The following is an 18,205-nucleotide window of genomic DNA, read 5'->3' as shown; positions in this document are numbered from 1 at the left end:
AGCAGGATAAAGACGGAATGCATGGCGACCTCCTTGAAATGATTGCAAGTACGCGGAAAAATTGGCAGCATAGCAAACAAATAGACGCCTGTTAATCCAGACACAGCCACAAACACCTACCGGAGCACCGATGCACGCCTTGCCGCTTTCCGCCCTCGCCAGCCTGCCCGCCCCCTACCAGTTGCGCGCCCAGCGCGACGACGACGATGGCTTTGCCGCCGCGCTGTACAGCTCCACGCGCGACGACTTGCGCCAGACGCCGGCCGAACCCGCCGTCATCGAACAGCTGATCGCCATGCAGCGGCGCATGCAAAGCCATGGCTATCGGCAGTCGTATCCGCACGCCGCCTACCTGCTGCTGCAGCACGGCGACACGCCCATCGGCCGCCTGGTCCTGGACCGCCAGGGCGAAGTGCTGCACCTGGTCGACATCGCCATCCTGCCCGCCGCGCAAGGCCGGGGCGCCGGCAGCGCCGTGCTGCGCGCCCTGCAGGCGCAAGCGGGGGCGCAGCAATGCCGCATCCACCTTGCCGTCAACAAAAGCAACGCCGCCGCGCGCGCGCTGTACCAGCGGCTGGGCTTTCGCCTGCGCGGAGAAAACGAGGTGCAGGAGCTACTGGCATGGAGCGCGTAGTGCCGCCGCCCAGCACCTGGCTGCGGCTGCCGCTGCGCTTCGACGTGGCGCGCATGCAGCGCGACAGCGACCAGTTCGGCGCCAGCGAGTGGATCAGCCATTTCAATACGGGCGCCTATGAAAACGGCTGGAGCTGCGTGCCGCTGCGCTCGGCCGGCGGGGCCGCGAACCACATCGTGCCGATCGACGGCGCCGCCTACGCCGCCACGCCGCAGCTGGCGCGCTGCCCCTGCCTGCGCGACGCGCTCGCCAGCTTCGACTGCGAGATCCGCGCCGCGCGCCTGATGGCGCTGGCGCCGGGCGCCCTCATCCGCCCGCACCGCGATGCGAAAACGGCCTTGCAGGATGGCTTGACGCGCATCCATATTCCCATCCACACCTCGCCGCAGGTGTGGTTCACCATCGATGGCGAGGCTGTCCGTTTCACGGCCGGCCACGCCTGGTACATGGACGCCAGCTGCCTGCATGCCGTGCACAACCGGGGGGCGGCGCCGCGCATCCATCTCGTGCTCGACTGCGTCACCAACGCCTGGCTCGAAGCGCTGTTCGCCTCGGCCGGTTTCGTGCCGAAGGCGGCGCACAAGTATGGCGACCCCAGCATCAACGATGGCAATGTGCAGGCCATCATCGCCCAGCTGCGGCTGTCGCCCTCGCCTGCCAGCCTGGCGCTGGCCAGCGAACTGGCCGCCCTGGCCGGCGGGAGCGCGCCGTGAGCGCCGCGCCAGGCATGGCGCAGCAAGAGCGTCTGCTGGCCAGGGGCGAAACGGTGGCATGGCGCGCGGGCATGGACTTGCGCGGCTGGTATCCGCTGTATGTGGAACGCGGCGACGCGCTGGCGGACGCCGCCATGTGCTGGCGCGACCTGGGGCAAACAGCCTTCGTCGACGCCTTCTTTGTCAATACCCTGGCGCGCCAGCCGCATGGGGAGCGCCGCGTCTGCCGCACGCCGCTGGCGGCGCTGGACACGCCCGGCGACGGCCTGGCGCCCGACGCCTTCATCTTCCACGTGTCGCGCTGCGGCTCGACCCTGCTATGCCAGCTGCTGGCGTCCTTGCCGCAATGCATAGTCATGTCCGAGCCGCCCGTCGTCGACTCGCTGCTGCGCCTGCATCACGACTGCGGCGATGCGGCCGCCAGCGTGGCCCTGCTGCGCCAGGCCATCCTCGCCCTGGGCCAGCGCCGCACGGGCGAGGAGACGCATTTCTTCATCAAGTTCGACTGCTGGCACATCCACAGCCTGGACTTGCTGCGCCAGGCGTTTCCCGGCACGCCCTGCCTGTTCCTGTACCGCGAACCGCAAGCCGTGCTCGCCTCGCACCGGCGCCAGCGCGGACCGCAAATGGTGCCCGGCATGCTGCATCCGGCACAGCTGCCACTGCCCGCCCACCGGCTGGCGCCGGGCGATCTCGATGGCTATGCGGGCCTCGTGCTAGGCAGCCTGTTCGACGCCGCCCGGCCCCATGCGGCCGCCGGCCAGTTGCAGTTAATTCATTACAGTCAATTGCCCGGCATCCTCTTCAGCGACTTGCTGGCCCGCTTCGGCATCGCCCCTACGCCGGCGCAGCTGCAAGCGATGCGCGCGCGCGGCGGCGTGCATGCGAAATACGGCACGGCCTACCACGGCGATCCGCCAGCGGCCGCAACGGATGACCTCGCCGCCATCGCCGCGCAATTGCAGCCGGCCTACCAGGCGCTGGAAGCGCTGCGGCCGCAGGCCGGGCAAGGCCAGTGATTTCTATCAAACCAACTTTCTGACAAGGAGGCATATCGACCTACCCAATGGAGGCCATGCGCCAGATAGCTGTCCCACCGCGGCGCCCAATGCAGCACCCTTGCAAGCAACCTTAAACGACCCACACCATGATAAAAAAAATGACATTGGCAGTATTCTTTGCCGCCCTGCTTCCCTTTTACGGATGCATGGCGCAAACCACGGCGGAAGCGAAACCCGTTTCCGCCGAAGTCAGCACCACCCTGACACCCGACATCGGCGGCATCAAGCAGGTGCTGGAAATCAAGACGGACGACGCGCACAAGCCCGTCCTGCTGTTCCTGTCAGGCGGTCCGGGAAGCTCCATGATCAAGGGCGCGGATGCCTTCAGCAATCTCCTGAAAAACCGATTTACGATTGTGCAATGGGACCAGCGGGACGCCGGCAAGACATTGAAGCTGAATCCTTCGCCCACGCAGCCATCGGTCGGGCAGATGGAGCAGGACACGTATGAAGTCATACAATTTCTGCGCAAGGAGTTGAAGCAGGAAAAAATCTACTTGCTGGGCAGTTCCTGGGGCAACGTCCTGGGCTTTTATATCGTCAGGCAGCATCCGGAGCTGCTGCATGCGTATTTCGCTTCCAATCCTGTCGTGAGCCAGCTGGAAAGCGAGAAAGAATTGCTGCAAGCCTTGAAAGTGCATTTCAAGGACAATGCCCTCGCCAGCCAGGAACTGAACAGCGTCAGCTTCCCGTTTGTCAGCGACGAAAGCATGTTTTATTTAAGGAAATGGCTTTTTTACAAGGATGGCAAGGAATTTGCAACGAGCGCGGGTTTCAAGACGGGCTTTCTTCAATGGTCAAAAACCTGGTCGCCCGTCTGGAACGAGGTCATGAACATTGACCTGCCCAAGACCTTGAAAAGCGTTGACTGCCCCGTGTATTTCTTCGTCGGCAAAAACGATATCCAGACTTCGACCAGGATCACGCAAGCGTATTTCGATACCTTGAAGGCGCCAAGGAAGGGGCTGTTTTTCTTTGAGCATTCCGGCCATCAGATACACCAGGATGAACCGGTGAAATTTCAAGAAGCCATCATCCAGACGCTGGAGACAATTCAAGCGAACAAGTAAGGGCGCCTGAAACGCAAAAAGCCCAGGCGGTGAAGGCTGGGCTTTTTGCTGCTACGTGTTCTGGCTCCCCGACCTGGACTCGAACCAGGGACCTGCGGATTAACAGTCCGTCGCTCTACCAACTGAGCTATCAGGGAAAAGAGGCCGCATTCTATAGCGCAAATTTTCAGTTGTCCAGACTTACGCTAAAAAATTTACGCGCGCCACCATTCAGCCAGGATTTTCCTGCGGATGATAGTCAAACACCAGCACCCGCCCCAGCCATGGCTTGAGCTGTTCGACAAAGTCCAGGTGCGCCGCATGGGCCAGATACGCGTCGCGCGCGGCGGCGTCATCGAAGGTCAGCGTGAAGCAATCGGTGAAGCCGTCATCGAGGCCTTCCGGGCTGACGTTCGGCCCCCATTCGAATTGCCGCACGCCGGGAATGCGGTGTTTCAGCCGGGAGAACTCGTAGACGAGCTCGGCGTGCTTGGCGGACGTGATGCCGTCGAGGAAGTCGCACAGGACGATATGGCGCAAGGAGGAGGTACAAGTCATGGGAAGGTGCTCCTGAAGTGATGCATTCAGGATAGCGCAAAACGCGTTCACGCACAGGCAAGGCCTGCCGCCAGCGGCGAAAAACAAAAAAGGCCATGTTTTTCAACATGGCCTTCCGAATTCTGGCTCCCCGACCTGGACTCGAACCAGGGACCTGCGGATTAACAGTCCGTCGCTCTACCAACTGAGCTATCAGGGAAAAGAGGCAATAGTATATGTCGATTGTTTCATATTTGCAAGACTAGAACTACATCTTCACAAACACGGCCATCGCCGACTTTCTACCACCATCAGCGCCGCACTTGCATGCAGCGCCGAAGAAGCAAGATCTTAAAGCACTTTGGCGATCGCGTCAATAACGATGTCGATATTGCGCGAATTCAATGCTGCCACGCAGATACGGCCCGTGTCGACGGCGTAGATCGACTGCTCGCGCAGCGACGCCACCTGTTCCTTGGTGAGACCGGAGTACGAGAACATGCCGATTTGCTGGCGCACGAATTCGAAGTCGTGGCCTGGCGCCTTGGCTTTCAGTTTTTCCACGAAGGCGTTGCGCATTTCGCGGATGCGCACGCGCATGCCGGCCAGTTCCTCTTCCCACAGCTGGCGCAGTTCCGGCGTGGCCAGGACGGTGGCGACCACCTTGCCGCCGTGTACTGGCGGGTTCGAGTAGTTGGTGCGCACGACGCGCTTGAGCTGCGACAGCAGGCGCGACGCCTCATCGGCGCTGGCCGCGACGACGCTCAGGGCGCCCACGCGCTCGCCGTACAGCGAGAACGATTTCGAGAACGAGTTCGACACCAGCAGCGGGCCGCCCGCGTCGGCGAAGCGGCGCACCACGGCGCCGTCTTCGGCGATGCCGTTGGCGAAGCCCTGGTAGGCCATGTCGAGGAACGGCACCAGGCCGCGCGACGTCACCACGCTGATGATCTGGTCCCACTGGGCCACGCTCAGGTCGGCGCCGGTCGGGTTGTGGCAGCAGGCGTGCAGCACGACGATGGAGCCGGCCGGCATGGCGTTCAGGCTGGCCAGCATGCCGTCGAAGTTCACGCCATGGGTGGCGGCATCGTAGTAGGTGTAGTTATTCACGACGAAACCGGCGTTCTCGAACAGCGCGCGGTGGTTTTCCCAGCTTGGATCGCTGATGTAGACTTGCGCGCCCGGCGCGAAGCGCTGCAGGAAGTCGGCGCCGATCTTCAACGCGCCCGTGCCGCCGATGGCTTGCACGGTCACGGCGCGGCGCTCTTGAATTACGGCGCTATCGGCGCCAAATACGAGTTCTTGCACCGCCTTGTCGTAGGCAGCGAGGCCTTCGATCGGCAGATAGGTGCGTGGGGCGGCCTGTTCGATCAGGATGGCTTCCGCCTTGCGTACGCAAGCTAACAGAGGCACCTTGCCGTTGTCGTCATAATAGACGCCAACGCCCAGATTGATCTTGGCGGGATTCTGGTCCGCGTTAAATGCTTCGGTGATGCCCAGGATCGGGTCGCGTGGGGCCATCTCGATGGCGCTAAACAGACTGGCAGAAACAGTTGGGTTCGTCATGATAAGATTGGATTCGATTGGAAGCAGGTTCACAGCGGAGTTGTAGACAGCGCCCCGAAATACAACGCCAGGGCCGCCAGCAGAGCACTATTCTAACAAAGGTCTGATTCACATGCCCGAATTATCTACCGCCAGCGAGGCGGAAAGCGCAATTATCTCTTTCCCGGACTCCCCCTTCAAGCTGCACCAGCCCTTCCCTCCGGCCGGCGACCAGCCCACGGCGATCGCCCAGTTATCCGAGGGGATTGCCGACGGACTGGCCTTCCAGACCCTGCTGGGCGTGACCGGTTCCGGCAAGACCTACACCATGGCCAACGTCATCGCGCGCATGGGCCGGCCCGCCATCGTCTTTGCGCCCAACAAGACCCTGGCGGCGCAGCTGTACAGCGAATTCCGCGACTTCTTCCCGCAGAACGCGGTCGAATACTTCGTCAGCTACTACGATTACTACCAGCCGGAAGCCTACGTGCCGCAGCGCGACCTGTTCATCGAAAAGGATTCGTCGATCAACGAGCATATCGAGCAGATGCGGCTGTCGTGCACCAAGTCGCTGATGGAACGGCGCGACGTCATCATCGTCGCCACCGTCTCGGCCATCTACGGCATCGGCAATCCGAACGAATACCACCAGATGATTTTGACCCTGCGCGTCAAGGACAGGGTGGCGCAGCGCGACGTCATCGCGCGCCTGATCCAGATGCAGTACACGCGCAACGAGGTCGACTTCGGCCGCGGCACCTTCCGCGTGCGCGGCGACACCATCGACATCTTCCCCGCCGAACACGCGGAGCTGGCCGTGCGCCTGGAAATGTTCGACGACGAGATCGAATCGATCCAGCTGTTCGACCCGCTGACGGGCCGCGTGCGGCAAAAGATCCCCCGCTTCACCGTGTACCCTGGCTCGCACTACGTGACGCCCCGTTCCACCGTGCTGCGCGCCGTCGAGACCATCAAGGACGAGCTGCGCGAGCGCCTCGAGTTCTTCCGCAAGGAGAATAAACTGATCGAGGAACAGCGGCTGGAACAGCGCACGCGCTTCGACCTGGAAATGATGGCGGAAATCGGTTTCACCAAGGGCATCGAGAACTACTCGCGCCACCTGTCCGGCGCGCTGCCGGGCGAACCGCCGCCGACCCTGGTCGACTACCTGCCGCCCGACGCCATCATGTTCCTCGACGAGTCGCACGTGCTGACGGGCCAGCTGAGCGCCATGTACAACGGTGACCGCTCGCGCAAGACGAATCTGGTCGACTATGGTTTCCGCCTGCCGTCGGCGCTCGACAACCGGCCCTTGAAGTTCGAGGAATTCGAGCAGAAGATGCGCCAGACCGTGTTCGTCTCGGCCACCCCGGCCGAATACGAAAAGGCGCATTCCGACCAGGTAGTCGAACAGGTCGTGCGTCCCACGGGCCTGGTCGACCCGCAGATCATCGTGCGCCCGGCCAGCAGCCAGGTGGACGACCTGATGTCGGAAATCGTCGAGCGCATCAAGAAGGACGAACGCGTGCTGGTGACGACCCTGACCAAGCGCATGTCCGAGCAATTGACGGAATACCTGGGCGACCACGGCATCAAGGTGCGCTACCTGCACAGCGATATCGAGACGGTGGAGCGCGTGGAAATCCTGCGCGATCTGCGCCTGGGCACCTTCGACGTGCTGGTGGGGATCAACCTGCTGCGCGAGGGCCTGGACTTGCCGGAAGTGTCGCTGGTCGCCATCCTCGACGCGGACAAGGAAGGCTTTTTGCGTTCCGAGCGCAGCCTGATCCAGACCATCGGCCGCGCCGCGCGTAACCTGAACGGCACGGCGATCCTGTACGGCGACCGCATCACCGATTCCATGCGCCGCGCCATCGACGAGACGGAACGCCGCCGCGCCAAGCAGATCGCCTTCAATACGGCCAACGACATCATCCCGATCGGCGTCAAAAAATCGATCCGCGAAATGATCGACGGCGTCTACAGCCCGCAGGAAGCGCGCGAAACCCTGCAAGTGGCGCAGGAAGCGGCCAAGTTCGAATCCATGAGCGAGAAACAGGTCAGCAAGGAAATCAAGCGCCTGGAAAAACTGATGGTCGACCACGCCAAGAACCTGGAGTTCGAAAAGGCGGCGCAGGTGCGCGACCAGCTGCACGTCCTCAAGCAGCAGCTGTTCGGCGCGCCCGGCACCGACAACGTGGCGTCGATCCTGGGGAAATAAAAAGGCCGGGATCATCTCCCGGCACCATCGACGTCGCGATACGGCCAGCCCCCGCTGGCCGTTTTTACGTCGTCATGCCTTCACATCGTCCATGTAGGCGCGGATGACGCTGGCGAAATCCGCGTCGGCCGTCAGGCCCAGCGCTTCGGCGCGGGCCGTGTCCCAGGCGCCGGGCCAGCTCTTGACGATGCGCTCGACGGCAGGGTCGGGCGCGTAGCTGATGCGGGCCGCCACTGCGCTGCCGGCCACCTGCTCCAGCGCGGCGATCATCTCGCCCACGCTCACGCTCAGGCCCGGCAAGTTCACCGTGCGGCTGGCGCCGAACGCCTCGCCCGCCAATTCATGGCCGGCGATCAGGGAGGCGATGGCGCCGCGCGGCGACAGCAGCCACAGGCGCAGGTCCGTGGACACGGGGCAGACTGCCGCCTCGCCGTTCAGCGGTTCGCGGATGATGCCGCTGGCGAAGGACGACGCCGCCTTGTTCGGTTTGCCGGGACGCACGCTGATGGTCGGCAGGCGCAGCACGCGGCCATCGACAAAGCCGCGGCGGCTGTAATCGTTGAGCAGCAATTCGCCGATGGCCTTTTGCGCGCCATACGACGACTGGGGATTGAGCGCCGTCGTGTCCTGCACCACCTCCGGCAGCTTGCCGCCATACACGGCCACCGAGCTGGTAAACACCACTTTCGGCTTGTGTCCCAGTTCGCGGCAGATGTCGAGCAGCAAACGCGAGGCATCGAGGTTGATGCGCATGCCCAGCTCGAAATCGGCTTCGGCCTGGCCGCTGACGATGGCGGCCAGGTGGAAGATCGACGCCGTCTGCGCATCGATGGTGGCGCGCATGAGAAAGCCGTCGGCGATGTCGCCCGTGACCACTTTCACGCGCGCATCGTTGAAGTCATGCGCGGCCACCACGTCGACCAGCACCAGCTCGGTGATCGTTTGCAACTGACCGTGGCTGTCCGTCAGCCGGCCTTGTGCCAGCAACTGGCGCGCCAGGCGCTGGCCCAGGAAACCGGCGCCGCCGGTAATGAGTACTTTCATCTTCATGCTCCTTGTTTGTTGTTGTAAGCGGCGAGCCAGCCCAGGCCATCTTCGGTGCGCCCGCGCGGACGGTATTCGCAGCCGATCCAGCCGTCGTAGCCCAGTTCATCGAGCAGGCTGAATAAATACGGGTAATTGACTTCGCCATCGTCCGGCTCATTGCGCGCCGGGACGCTGGCGATCTGCACGTGGCCGATGCCGTCGAAGTTGTTCCTGAACGTCATGGCGATATCGCCCTCGACGATCTGCGTATGGTAAAAGTCCATCTGCACCTTGACGTTGGGCGCGCCCGACTCGAGGCGCAGCGCATGGCCCTGGGCCTGCGTGACGAGGAAATAGCCGGGCATGTCGCGCCCGTTGATCGGTTCGATCAACAGTTCGATGCCATGCTCGCCCACGGCCCTGGCCGCGTACCGCAGGTTGGCCAGGTAGGTGGCGCGGTGCAGCGCCAGGTCGGCATCGGCAGGCACCAGCCCTGCCATCATGTGCACGCGCGGGGTGCCCAGCGCCAGCGCATACTCGATGGCGCGCGCCACCCCAAGCCGGAACTCCGCTTCACGCCCCGGCAAGGAAGCGATGCCACGCTCGCCTGCCGCCCAGTCGCCCGGCGGCAGGTTGAACAGCACATTTTGCAAGCCGTGCTCGCGCAGCCAGCCGGCCACTTCCTGCGGCGCATAATCGTAGGGAAACAGGAATTCGACGCCCTGGAAACCCGCTTGCGCGGCGGCGGCAAAGCGCTGCGGGAAAGGCACTTCGTTGAACATCATGGTCAGATTGGCGGCAAAACGGGACATGCGTATCTCCTGGATTTCTTAGATATCGAGTTTGAAGGTGTGTTTCAGGTCGGCGATCTGCGCGGCGTCGAGGGGGCGCGTGGGCACGTCGCGCAGCAGCAGGAACAGCTTGGCCGTCTCTTCCAGTTCCTCGGCCGCATACACGGCCGCTTCCAGATTCGAGCCCGAGACGACGGGACCGTGATTGGCCAGCAGCACGGCCGAATGCTTGCGCGCCATGGCGCCGATGGCGCCCGCCAGCGCCGGGTCGCCTGGGCGGTGGTAGGGCACGAGCGGCAGGCGCCCCACCTTCATCACAAAGTAAGGCGTCAGCGGCGGGATGCAGTCGTCATGGTTCAAGCCGCACATGCAGGACACGGCGGCCGAATGCGTCGAGTGCAAATGCACGATGGCGCCGGCGCCGCCCCGCTCCGCGTACATGGCGCGGTGCAGGAACGCTTCCTTCGACGGCGGCGCGCCGCTGATCAAGTTGCCGTCCCAATCGAGCTTGGACAATTGCGCGGGATCGAGCCGTCCCAGGCTGGCGTTCGTCGGCGTCAGCAGCCAGCCATCGGACAGGCGCACGCTCAGGTTGCCGCTGCTGCCGGCCGTCAAGCCCCGCTCGTACAGCGACTTGCCGAAGTCGACGATCAGCTCGCGCTGGCGCGATTCGCTGGCACTCATGCCAGCACCTGCCAGGCCTTGCTGAAGAAATCGACCGTGCCGAAATTGCCCGACTTGAGCGCCAGCGCCAACGGCGCCCTGCCCTCGTCGCCCGGCGCGGGCAATGCTTGCGTCCAGGGCACGCCGGGGTCGATCTCGGGACCGATGCGCAAGCCGGCCACGCCCAGCGCCTTGACGACGGCGCCCGAGGTTTCGCCGCCGGCGACGATCAGCTGGCCCACGCCCAGGCGCACCAGGCCTTGCGCGATGGCGGCCAGGGTTTCCTCGACCAGGGCGCCGGCCCGCTCCACGCCCAGCTGCGCCTGCACGGCGCGCACGGCGTCTGGCGTGGCCGTCGCATAGATCAGGACAGGGCCTTGCGCCAGGTGCTGCTTCGCCCAGGCCAGGGCTTGCTCCACGACGGGGCCGGCCACCTCGCCAGCCGCGGCCAGCTGCAGCGGGTCGACGTGGAATGACGGCGCCCGTTCTCGCAGGTGCGCCACCTGCTGCTGCGTGGCCACGGAGCAGCTGCCCGAGATGACGGCGCGCCACCCCGCCGGCGGCGGCAAACGCCCCGCCTGGCCCGCGGGCGATGGCGCCAGCTGCCCCCGCTGACGGAAATTCTGCGGCAATCCCAGCGCGATGCCGGAGCCGCCCGTGATCAGTTTCAAGTCGGCGCAGGCGGCGCCGATGGCTTCCAGGTCGCGGTTCGAGACGGCGTCGACGACGGCGAAATGGCAGCCCTGGCCGCGCAGGTCCGCAAAGCGCTGGGCGATGGCGGCCGCGCCCTTCTCCACCACGCCGTAGTCGGCCAGGCCCACCTTGGCCTGCACCTGCTGCTGCAGCACGCGCACCAGGTTCGAATCCGTCATCGGCGTCAGCGGATGCTCGCGCATGCCCGACTCGGCCAGCGGCACGTCGCCGACGAACAGGTTGCCCTTGTAGATGGTGCGTCCGTTGGCGGGGAACGCGGGGCAGGCAATCGTAAAATCCGTGTCGAGCGCCCGCATCAGCGCCTCGGCCACGGGTCCGATATTGCCGCGCGGCGTGGAGTCGAAGGTGGAGCAGTACTTGAAGTAGAACTGGCGGCAGCCGGCTTGCTGCAGCCAGGCCAGCGCAGCCAGCGATTCGGCCACCGCGTCCTCGGGCGCATTCGTGCGCGACTTGAGGGCGATGACGACGGCATCGACGTCGGCTGGCGGCGGACCTTGCGGCACGCCGATCAGCTGCACCGTGCGCATGCCGGCCTTGACCAGCATGCCGGCCAGGTCGGTGCCACCCGTGAAATCGTCGGCGATACATCCCAGTAGCACGGTCATGATGGTTCCTTTTGATTCAGTGGCGCTTTCGCCGGCAGATCGATGCCCGGGAAAGTCTTGATGACGGCCGCGTCGTCCTCGCCGCCGAAACCGGCCGCCGACGCCTGCATGAACATCTGGTGCGCCGTGGCCGACAGGGGTAATGGAAAGATGCTCTTCTTCGCGTAATCGAGCACGATGCCCAAATCCTTGACGAAGATGTTCACGGCCGACAGCGGCGTGTAATCGCCCTTCAACATGTGCGGCACGCGGTTCTGGAACATCCAGGAACTGCCGGCGCTGTTCGAGATGACTTCGTACAGCGCGTCCGGATCGCAGCCGGCGCGCAAGCCCAGCGCCATCGCTTCGGCGGCGGCGGCGATGTGCACGCCGGCCAGCAGCTGGTTGATCATCTTGACTTTCGAGCCTTGCCCCGGCAGTTCGCCCAGGCGGTACAGCCTGGCGCAGATGGCGTCGAAAATGCCGGCGCAGGCGTCGAATGCATCGGGTGCGCCGGCCGCCATCACCGACATCTCGCCGGCGGCGGCCTTGGCCGCGCCGCCGGAAATGGGCGCGTCGATGAAGCGCAATCCCATGGCCGCCAGGCGCGCGCCGAGGGCTTCGGCAAACTCCGGCGCCACGGTGGCGCAGGCGATCACCACGCCGCCGGGCGCCAGGGCGCCGGCCGCGCCGTGCTCGCCAAACAGCACGGTCTCCGTCTGCTGCGCATTGACGACGACGATCAAGAGCGCCTGCACGCAGCGGGCCAGCGCGGCCGGCGATTGCGCCGCATGGGCGCCCTGGCCGGCCAGCTTTTTCACGGTCTCGGGCCGCACGTCGCAGGCATGCACTTCGAAGCCCGCGCGCAGCAAGGATTGCGCGATGCCCATGCCCATGGCGCCCAGGCCGATCACGCCCACTTTTTCAATTCTTGTGCTCATCTTCCACTCCAGTTTTACTTGTTTACCAGCTTGGCCGGCACCCGCATGATGATGACCGCGCCGATCACCAATATCCCCGCCAGCAGGTAGATTGCGATGTCGGTCGACTGCGTCAGGTCCTTGATGGAACCGATCATGTAGGGCGCCGCGAAGCCGGCCAGGTTGCCCACCGAATTGATGGCGGCGATGCCGGCGGCGGCCGAGACGCCACCGAGGAAGGCCGTCGGCAGGCTCCAGAACATGGGCGACGCGGCCAGGATGCCGCCGGCGGCGATCGTCAGGAAGAAGATGGCCCAGCCCGTGTTGTGGGCGCCGGCCAGCGCGCTGCAGACGATGGCGGCGGCGCCCACCACCAGCGGAATAGCCATGTGCCAGCGGCGTTCGCGGTATTTGTCCGAGCTGCGGCCCAGCAGGATCATCGACGCCACGGCCACCGAATACGGAATCGCCGTGAACAGGCCGATATTGAGCACGCCCGTCACGCCGGCCGCCTTGATCAGGCTGGGCAGCCAGAAGGTCAGCGAATACTGGCCCATCACGCAGCAGAAATAGATCAGGGCCATGACCCAGATGCGCGGGTCGGCGAACATGGCGCGGATCGACGGATGCGACACCTTGCCCTTAGCTTCCGTGGCGATGCGCTGCTCGAGGATGACTTTCTCGTCTTCCGTCAGCCACTTCGCGGCGCGGATGCTGTTGTCGAGGTAGAGCAGCACGACCACGCCCATCAGCGCGGCGGGAATCGCTTCGAGCACGAACATCCACTGCCAGCCCGCGTAACCGTGCCAGCCGGCGAAGGTTTCCATGATCCAGCCCGACAGGGGGCCGCCGATCAGGCCCGCCACGGGAATGGCGGCCATGAAGGTGCACACCATGCGCGCGCGGCGCTCCGATGGATACCAGTACGTCAGGTACAGGATGATGCCGGGGAAAAAGCCCGCCTCGGCGATGCCGAGCAGGAAGCGCATCACGTAGAACTGGGTCGGCGTGGTGACGAACATGAAGGCGCCCGAAATGACGGCCCAGGTGATCATGATGCGGGCGATCCACACGCGCGCGCCGATCTTGTGCAGCATCACGTTGCTGGGCACCTCGAACAGGAAGTAGCCAAGGAAGAACACGCCCGCGCCCAAGCCGTACACGGTTTCGGAAAACTGCAGGTCGGCCAGCATTTGCAGCTTGGCGAAGCCCACGTTCACACGGTCGAGGTAGGCGACGATGTAGCACAGCATGAGGAAGGGGATGATGCGCCAGGTCACCTTGCGGTAGACGGCGTCGTCGATGGTTTTCTGGCTTGCGGCGGCGCCGGCCGGCTGGCCCGGCATTGCTTGTGACACTTCCATGCTTGTCTCCTGATCACGAAGGGATCGACCGTGCCGGGTTTTTATGGTCCACCGGAGGTGGCTGGCAACTTGTCTAAAATTTGTATGGATGTATATTATGTGTGTGTTTTATGCGTGTCAAGCTGTATATTCCATATAATGGCAAGCAGACAATCCCTCTTGAGAACCGTTAGCGCAAGGATGCACCCGATGGACCGCACGTTCAGCTTTACCCTTCCCCCGCCGGAGCCCGCCGCCGGCAGCTTCACCACCGGCACGCTGGGTGCGCGCGTGGCGGCCCGCCTGCGCCAGCAGCTCCAGCACGATGGCCTGGCCGGCGGCACGCGGCTGCCCTCGGAGCAAGCCATGGCCAGCCACTTCGGCGTGAGCCGCACGGTGCTGCGCGAAGCCATCGCGCTGCTGCAGGCGGACGGCATCGTCGTCACGCGCAAGGGCAGCGGCACCTTCGTGTGCGCGCACGATGGCGCGAAGGCCGGGGAACGCGGTGACGCGCTGACGGAGCAGTCGGTGCAATCACTGCTGAACCTGATCGAGGTGCGCCAGGGACTGGAAGCGGAAATCGCCGCGCTGGCGGCCGTGCGGCGCACGCCGGGCCAGCTGGCCGACATCGAACACGCGCTGCGGCGCATCGAGGAAGCGGTGGCGGCCGGCGTCGATGGCGTGGAAGAAGACGTGCGCCTGCACCTGTGCATCGCCGAGGCGACGGGCAACCCCTACTGGCCCAAATTCGTCGCCATGTTCGCCGACCCGATCCGCTCGGCCGTGAAGGTGACGCGCGCGAATGAAGCGCGGCGCGCGGACTTTTCCATCGAGGTGCGGCGCGAACACGAAAAGATCGTGCAGGCGATCGCCGACGGCGACCCGCAACGGGCGCGCCAGGCGGCCATGGAGCACATGCAGCACGCGGCCGAGCGCGTGCGCCTGGCCGACCGCGAATTCTGGCGCGGCGACGGCGGCGCGCTGGCGCGCACCCTGGGACGCGACCCCATCATGCAGAAATAAGGCCTGCCCTTTTACGGCACCGCACCGCTCATGTCCGCCGCCCCTGCTTGGCGATGCTCGCACTCATCATGTCGAACAGGGTGCGTGACGCGGGCGGCATCGCGTGCCGATGCCGGCTGATCAAGCCCAGTGTCCGCTTCACGGCGGGATTGACGAGCGGCACGCCGACCACCGTGCCTTGCCGCTCCGGCAAGATGGACAGCCCCGGCACGGCCGCCACGCCCAGCCCCGACTCCACCAGCGCCAAGATGCCTGACACGTGGTTGATCTCGCACGAGATCCACGGGTGCTTCTCCACGCCCGCCAGCGCCGCGTCAAGCACGCTGCGGTTGCCGCTCGACTTGGCCACCGAGATATAGCGCTCGTCGACGGTGTCCTTCCAGTTCAGTTTCTTGCGCCTGGCCAGCCGGTGGTCGTGCCGCATCGCCAGCACGTAGGTCTCGACATAGATGGGCTGGAAATGAATCTCCGGATTTTCCGCGCCGGTAAAGCAAATGCCGAAGTCCGCCTCCCCCGCCAGCACCAGATTGAGCACGTCCTGCGCGCTTTCGTCATGCACGCGCACGCGAATTTTCGGAAACTGCGCGCTGAAGCGCTTGAGCACGTCCGGCAGGAAATGCCACACGGCCGAAGGCACGCAGGCGAACGTCACCGTCCCCGTGCGGTGCGCGGCGAGATCGGCGACGCCCAGCACGGCATCCTCGAGGCCATTGAGCGCATCGCGTACGTTCACCAAAAACACCTGCCCGACGTTGGTCAGCTGCACGCGCCGGGTGGTGCGCTCGAACAGCTTGACCCCCAGCGCATCTTCCAGTTTGTCGATGCGGCGGCTGAGCGCCGGCTGCGACAGGAACAGGTCGGCCGCGGCCTGGCGAAAGCTGTTGCGCTCCGCCACGGCCACGAAGGCCCGCAAATCATGAAGGTCGTAATTGATGCGTGACATGCATTAATCCCTGGAAAAATTGCAATTATCAAATTATGCCATTTCAACGATGATGGGGTCTTAATGCTGAGCCTCGCCAAGAAGGCATCACTCAAAAAAACGGAGACACCATGCCCGCCATCCGCCGCGGCATCAACAACACGAGCCACTGGCGACCCGCTACGCCTCATCCCACCCGAACGTCAACAGCACGCAGCACCACGCGCGCCCTCATGCACCCATTTTAACGACAGGAGAAACAACGATGCTACAACATAGCCTGGTGCGGCGAGCCGCACCCTTACTGGCCGGCTTCCTGCTGCTCGCCGCCGGCGCGGCCCATGCCGCCGACATCCGCGTGGTCAGCTCGGGCGGTTTCGCCCAGGCCTACAAGAACCTGGCGCCCGCCTACGAGCGCGCCAGCGGCGACCATCTGGTCTCCGAATGGGGGCCGTCAATGGGCACCACCAGGAATGCGATCCCGGCGCGCCTGGCACGGGGCGAGCCGATCGACGTCGTCATCATGGTGGGCGACGCGCTCGACAAGCTGATGCAGGAAGGCCGCCTGGTCGCCGGCAGCAAGGTGGTCCTGGCCAATTCACCGATTGCCTGCGCCGTGCGGCGCGGCGCGGCACAACCCGACATCAGCACCACCGAGGGCTTGCGCAGCGCGTTCCTGCAAGCGCACAAGGTGGCCTATTCGGACAGCGCCAGCGGCGAATACATCGAGAAGCAACTGATGCAGACACTGCGCATCGAGGAAGAGATGCGGGGCAAGGCGGCAAAAATTCCCGCCACCCCCGTCGGTGACATCATCGCGCGCGGCGAAGCCGATTTTGGCTGCCAGCAGCGCAGCGAGCTGATGCCGGTCGAGGGCATCGCCATCGTCGGCCTGCTGCCGCCGGCAGTGCAGCGGATGACGCAGTTTTCGGCGGCGCTGGTCCCGGGCGGCAAGCAGCCGGAAGCCGGCCGCGCCTTGCTGCGCTTCCTCGCCGCCCCCGCCAATGCCGGCGCGATCGAGGCGACCGGGCTGGAAGCGGCAGCGGCGCCGATGCCAATCGCGCAGTAGCCGACGTCACTCATCTTTCACCAAGAGGTAAACCATGGCCATTCCCTCCACCGCCACGCCCGTCGCCGAGGCGGCACCGCCGCGCGCGCAAGTACGCCCTCCCTCGCGCATCGCCACCGTCATCCGGGTGACGAGCGGGAACTTCATCGAAATGTACGATTTTTTCCTGTTCGGCTTTTATGCGACGCATATTGCCAAGGCCTTCTTCCCCGCCACCAGCGAATACGCGGCCCTGATGATGACGTTCGCCACCTTCGGCGCGGGGTTCTTCATGCGGCCGCTGGGCGCCATCATCCTCGGCAGCTATATCGACCGCATCGGCCGCCGCAAGGGCCTGGTGCTCACCCTGGCCATCATGGCTTCCGGCACGGCGCTGATCGCCTTCGTGCCCGGCTATGCCACCATCGGGCTACTGGCGCCCTTCCTCGTGCTGATCGGGCGCTTGCTGCAAGGCTTCTCCGCCGGTGTGGAACTGGGCGGCGTGTCCGTCTACCTGTCCGAGATGGCAACACCCGGCAACAAGGGTTATTACGTGAGCTGGCAATCGGCCAGCCAGCAGGTCGCCATCATCTTTTCCGCCGCGCTCGGCTACTTCCTCAACGAGACCCTGAGCAAGGAATTCATCGCGGACTGGGGCTGGCGCATCCCGTTCTTCATCGGCTGCTCCATCATCCCGGTGGTGTTCTACATCCGCCGTTCGCTGCAGGAGACCGAGGCCTACCTGTCGCGCAAGTCCCATCCCACGTTCCGGCAAATGCTGGGGACGATCACCCTCAACTGGCCGCTGGTGGTCGCCGGAACGATGCTGATCGTGCTGACGACCGTCGCGTTCTACCTGATCACCGTCTATACGCCGACCTTCGGCAAGAGCGTACTCAGGCTGAGCACCGAGGAAAGCCTGCTCGTCACCTTGTGCATCGGCCTGTCGAACTTCATCTGGCTGCCCGTCATGGGCGCGCTGTCCGACCGGATCGGGCGCTGGCCGATCATGGCCGCGTGCTCGGCGCTGACGCTGCTGACCGCGTATCCGGCCTTGTCCTGGCTGGTCGCCCATCCCAGTTTCGACCACATGCTCATGGTGGAGCTATGGCTGTCCTTCCTGTATGGCAGCTACAACGGGGCCACCATCGTCGCGCTGACGGAAATCATCCCGGCCAGCGTCAGGACCACGGGATTTTCACTGGCCTACAGCCTGGCCACCGCGCTGTTCGGCGGCATGACGCCGCTGGTGTCGACCCTGCTGATCGAGAGCACCGGCGACAAGGCGGCGCCGGGCTACTGGATGGCGGGCGCCGGCGCCATCAGCCTGCTGGCGATGTGGCTGATCTATCGCGGCATCGTCAGGGAGCGCCATCCCGTCCCGGCGTAAGCCAGTCCGGCCTGGACGGAC

The 18,205-nt window shown here is 64.6% G+C and carries 17 protein-coding genes and 2 tRNA genes; 8 read left to right on the top strand and 11 right to left on the bottom strand.

Annotated features, from left to right (window positions below; translation table 11 throughout):
• The first annotated feature begins 130 nt into the window (after nucleotides 1-130).
• The 4 genes from J0O65_RS18600 to J0O65_RS18585 all read left to right on the top strand — a co-directional run bounded on the left by J0O65_RS18600 (nucleotide 131) and on the right by J0O65_RS18585 (nucleotide 3,478).
• Nucleotides 131-634 (top strand): GNAT family N-acetyltransferase, encoded by a 504-nt coding sequence (locus tag J0O65_RS18600; RefSeq protein ID WP_215408749.1) that lies wholly within the window; start codon nucleotides 131-133, stop codon nucleotides 632-634.
• Nucleotides 622-1,347 (top strand): aspartyl/asparaginyl beta-hydroxylase domain-containing protein, encoded by a 726-nt coding sequence (locus J0O65_RS18595; RefSeq protein ID WP_215408748.1) that lies wholly within the window; start codon nucleotides 622-624, stop codon nucleotides 1,345-1,347. Before J0O65_RS18600 ends, J0O65_RS18595 begins: the two co-directional genes overlap by 13 nt.
• Nucleotides 1,344-2,366 carry a sulfotransferase family protein gene (locus J0O65_RS18590; protein WP_215408747.1) on the top strand — a complete coding sequence of 341 codons (1,023 nt, stop codon included), beginning with the start codon at nucleotides 1,344-1,346 and terminating at the stop codon, nucleotides 2,364-2,366. The genes J0O65_RS18595 and J0O65_RS18590 overlap by 4 nt, the downstream gene beginning before the upstream one ends.
• Nucleotides 2,367-2,506: 140 nt before the next feature.
• Entirely contained in the window at nucleotides 2,507-3,478 is a 972-nt protein-coding gene (locus tag J0O65_RS18585; RefSeq protein WP_251373836.1) for an alpha/beta fold hydrolase, read from the top strand.
• Between the two features lie 61 nt (nucleotides 3,479-3,539).
• Here the strand turns inward: J0O65_RS18585 and J0O65_RS18580 are convergent.
• From J0O65_RS18580 to J0O65_RS18565, 4 genes are all read right to left on the bottom strand, one after another.
• Nucleotides 3,540-3,615: transfer RNA gene (locus J0O65_RS18580), tRNA-Asn, on the bottom strand.
• Between the two features lie 73 nt (nucleotides 3,616-3,688).
• The gene (locus tag J0O65_RS18575) at nucleotides 3,689-4,015 is read right to left on the bottom strand and encodes a Dabb family protein (RefSeq protein ID WP_215408746.1); all 327 of its coding nucleotides are present in this window, start codon (nucleotides 4,013-4,015) and stop codon (nucleotides 3,689-3,691) included.
• 123 nt (nucleotides 4,016-4,138) lie between these two features.
• Nucleotides 4,139-4,214 (bottom strand) — tRNA-Asn (locus tag J0O65_RS18570).
• A gap of 131 nt (nucleotides 4,215-4,345) precedes the next feature.
• On the bottom strand, nucleotides 4,346-5,560 hold the full coding sequence (locus tag J0O65_RS18565) for an amino acid aminotransferase (protein WP_215408745.1): 1,215 nt from the start codon (nucleotides 5,558-5,560) through the stop codon (nucleotides 4,346-4,348).
• Nucleotides 5,561-5,672: 112 nt separating this feature from the next.
• Between J0O65_RS18565 and uvrB the strand changes: the two genes are divergently transcribed.
• Nucleotides 5,673-7,760, top strand: a complete 2,088-nt coding sequence (gene uvrB / locus J0O65_RS18560; RefSeq protein ID WP_251373835.1) for an excinuclease ABC subunit UvrB — start codon at nucleotides 5,673-5,675, stop codon at nucleotides 7,758-7,760.
• A gap of 72 nt (nucleotides 7,761-7,832) precedes the next feature.
• Here uvrB and denD read toward each other — a convergent pair whose 3' ends face one another.
• From denD to J0O65_RS18530, 6 genes are read right to left on the bottom strand one after another with little or no spacing between them, the layout of a single operon-like run.
• Nucleotides 7,833-8,804, bottom strand: coding sequence for a D-erythronate dehydrogenase (gene denD, locus J0O65_RS18555; protein ID WP_215408744.1), 972 nt, complete (start codon nucleotides 8,802-8,804; stop codon nucleotides 7,833-7,835).
• Between the two features lie 2 nt (nucleotides 8,805-8,806).
• A complete protein-coding gene (gene otnI / locus J0O65_RS18550) occupies nucleotides 8,807-9,598 on the bottom strand; it encodes a 2-oxo-tetronate isomerase (RefSeq protein ID WP_215408743.1) in 792 nt (263 codons plus the stop codon).
• 18 nt (nucleotides 9,599-9,616) lie between these two features.
• Complete coding sequence (otnC, locus tag J0O65_RS18545; protein WP_215408742.1) at nucleotides 9,617-10,261, bottom strand: 3-oxo-tetronate 4-phosphate decarboxylase; 645 nt, start codon at nucleotides 10,259-10,261, stop codon at nucleotides 9,617-9,619.
• Nucleotides 10,258-11,559, bottom strand: coding sequence for a 3-oxo-tetronate kinase (gene otnK, locus J0O65_RS18540; RefSeq protein WP_215408741.1), 1,302 nt, complete (start codon nucleotides 11,557-11,559; stop codon nucleotides 10,258-10,260). The genes otnC and otnK overlap by 4 nt, the downstream gene beginning before the upstream one ends.
• Complete coding sequence (ltnD, locus tag J0O65_RS18535; RefSeq protein ID WP_215408740.1) at nucleotides 11,556-12,479, bottom strand: L-threonate dehydrogenase; 924 nt, start codon at nucleotides 12,477-12,479, stop codon at nucleotides 11,556-11,558. The genes otnK and ltnD overlap by 4 nt, the downstream gene beginning before the upstream one ends.
• 14 nt (nucleotides 12,480-12,493) lie before the next feature.
• Nucleotides 12,494-13,822, bottom strand: coding sequence for an MFS transporter (locus J0O65_RS18530; RefSeq protein WP_502793577.1), 1,329 nt, complete (start codon nucleotides 13,820-13,822; stop codon nucleotides 12,494-12,496).
• A 189-nt stretch (nucleotides 13,823-14,011) separates the two neighbouring features.
• Here J0O65_RS18530 and J0O65_RS18525 point away from each other — a divergent pair, with 189 nt between their 5' ends.
• Complete coding sequence (locus J0O65_RS18525) at nucleotides 14,012-14,824, top strand: FadR/GntR family transcriptional regulator (protein ID WP_215408739.1); 813 nt, start codon at nucleotides 14,012-14,014, stop codon at nucleotides 14,822-14,824.
• A gap of 28 nt (nucleotides 14,825-14,852) precedes the next feature.
• Here J0O65_RS18525 and J0O65_RS18520 read toward each other — a convergent pair whose 3' ends face one another.
• Entirely contained in the window at nucleotides 14,853-15,767 is a 915-nt protein-coding gene (locus tag J0O65_RS18520; protein ID WP_215408738.1) for a LysR family transcriptional regulator, read from the bottom strand.
• 244 nt (nucleotides 15,768-16,011) lie between these two features.
• Between J0O65_RS18520 and J0O65_RS18515 the strand changes: the two genes are divergently transcribed.
• Nucleotides 16,012-16,815 carry a substrate-binding domain-containing protein gene (locus tag J0O65_RS18515; protein ID WP_215408737.1) on the top strand — a complete coding sequence of 268 codons (804 nt, stop codon included), beginning with the start codon at nucleotides 16,012-16,014 and terminating at the stop codon, nucleotides 16,813-16,815.
• Nucleotides 16,816-16,849: 34 nt separating this feature from the next.
• Nucleotides 16,850-18,184: an MFS transporter gene (locus J0O65_RS18510; RefSeq protein ID WP_215408736.1), complete on the top strand. Its 1,335-nt coding sequence runs from the start codon at nucleotides 16,850-16,852 to the stop codon at nucleotides 18,182-18,184.
• The last annotated feature ends 21 nt before the right edge of the window (nucleotides 18,185-18,205 follow it).

Source organism: Janthinobacterium sp. JC611, from assembly GCF_018682595.1.
In the GTDB taxonomy this organism is placed as follows: domain Bacteria; phylum Pseudomonadota; class Gammaproteobacteria; order Burkholderiales; family Burkholderiaceae_D; genus Janthinobacterium.
Note: the sequence above shows the minus strand (reverse complement) of the source record. Positions and strands in the feature narration are given on the sequence as shown.

Bases quoted from the DNA above. Each gene is read 5' to 3' on its own strand.
- J0O65_RS18600 (WP_215408749.1), top strand. From the start codon at position 131: ATGCACGCCTTGCCGCTTTCCGCCCTCGCCAGCCTGCCCGCCCCCTAC.
- J0O65_RS18595 (WP_215408748.1), top strand. From the start codon at position 622: ATGGAGCGCGTAGTGCCGCCGCCCAGCACCTGGCTGCGGCTGCCGCTG.
- J0O65_RS18585 (WP_251373836.1), top strand. From the start codon at position 2,507: ATGACATTGGCAGTATTCTTTGCCGCCCTGCTTCCCTTTTACGGATGC.
- J0O65_RS18575 (WP_215408746.1), bottom strand. From the start codon at position 4,015: ATGACTTGTACCTCCTCCTTGCGCCATATCGTCCTGTGCGACTTCCTC.
- J0O65_RS18565 (WP_215408745.1), bottom strand. From the start codon at position 5,560: ATGACGAACCCAACTGTTTCTGCCAGTCTGTTTAGCGCCATCGAGATG.
- uvrB (WP_251373835.1), top strand. From the start codon at position 5,673: ATGCCCGAATTATCTACCGCCAGCGAGGCGGAAAGCGCAATTATCTCT.
- denD (WP_215408744.1), bottom strand. From the start codon at position 8,804: ATGAAAGTACTCATTACCGGCGGCGCCGGTTTCCTGGGCCAGCGCCTG.
- otnI (WP_215408743.1), bottom strand. From the start codon at position 9,598: ATGTCCCGTTTTGCCGCCAATCTGACCATGATGTTCAACGAAGTGCCT.
- otnC (WP_215408742.1), bottom strand. From the start codon at position 10,261: ATGAGTGCCAGCGAATCGCGCCAGCGCGAGCTGATCGTCGACTTCGGC.
- otnK (WP_215408741.1), bottom strand. From the start codon at position 11,559: ATGACCGTGCTACTGGGATGTATCGCCGACGATTTCACGGGTGGCACC.
- ltnD (WP_215408740.1), bottom strand. From the start codon at position 12,479: ATGAGCACAAGAATTGAAAAAGTGGGCGTGATCGGCCTGGGCGCCATG.
- J0O65_RS18530 (WP_502793577.1), bottom strand. From the start codon at position 13,822: ATGGAAGTGTCACAAGCAATGCCGGGCCAGCCGGCCGGCGCCGCCGCA.
- J0O65_RS18525 (WP_215408739.1), top strand. From the start codon at position 14,012: ATGGACCGCACGTTCAGCTTTACCCTTCCCCCGCCGGAGCCCGCCGCC.
- J0O65_RS18520 (WP_215408738.1), bottom strand. From the start codon at position 15,767: ATGTCACGCATCAATTACGACCTTCATGATTTGCGGGCCTTCGTGGCC.
- J0O65_RS18515 (WP_215408737.1), top strand. From the start codon at position 16,012: ATGCTACAACATAGCCTGGTGCGGCGAGCCGCACCCTTACTGGCCGGC.
- J0O65_RS18510 (WP_215408736.1), top strand. From the start codon at position 16,850: ATGGCCATTCCCTCCACCGCCACGCCCGTCGCCGAGGCGGCACCGCCG.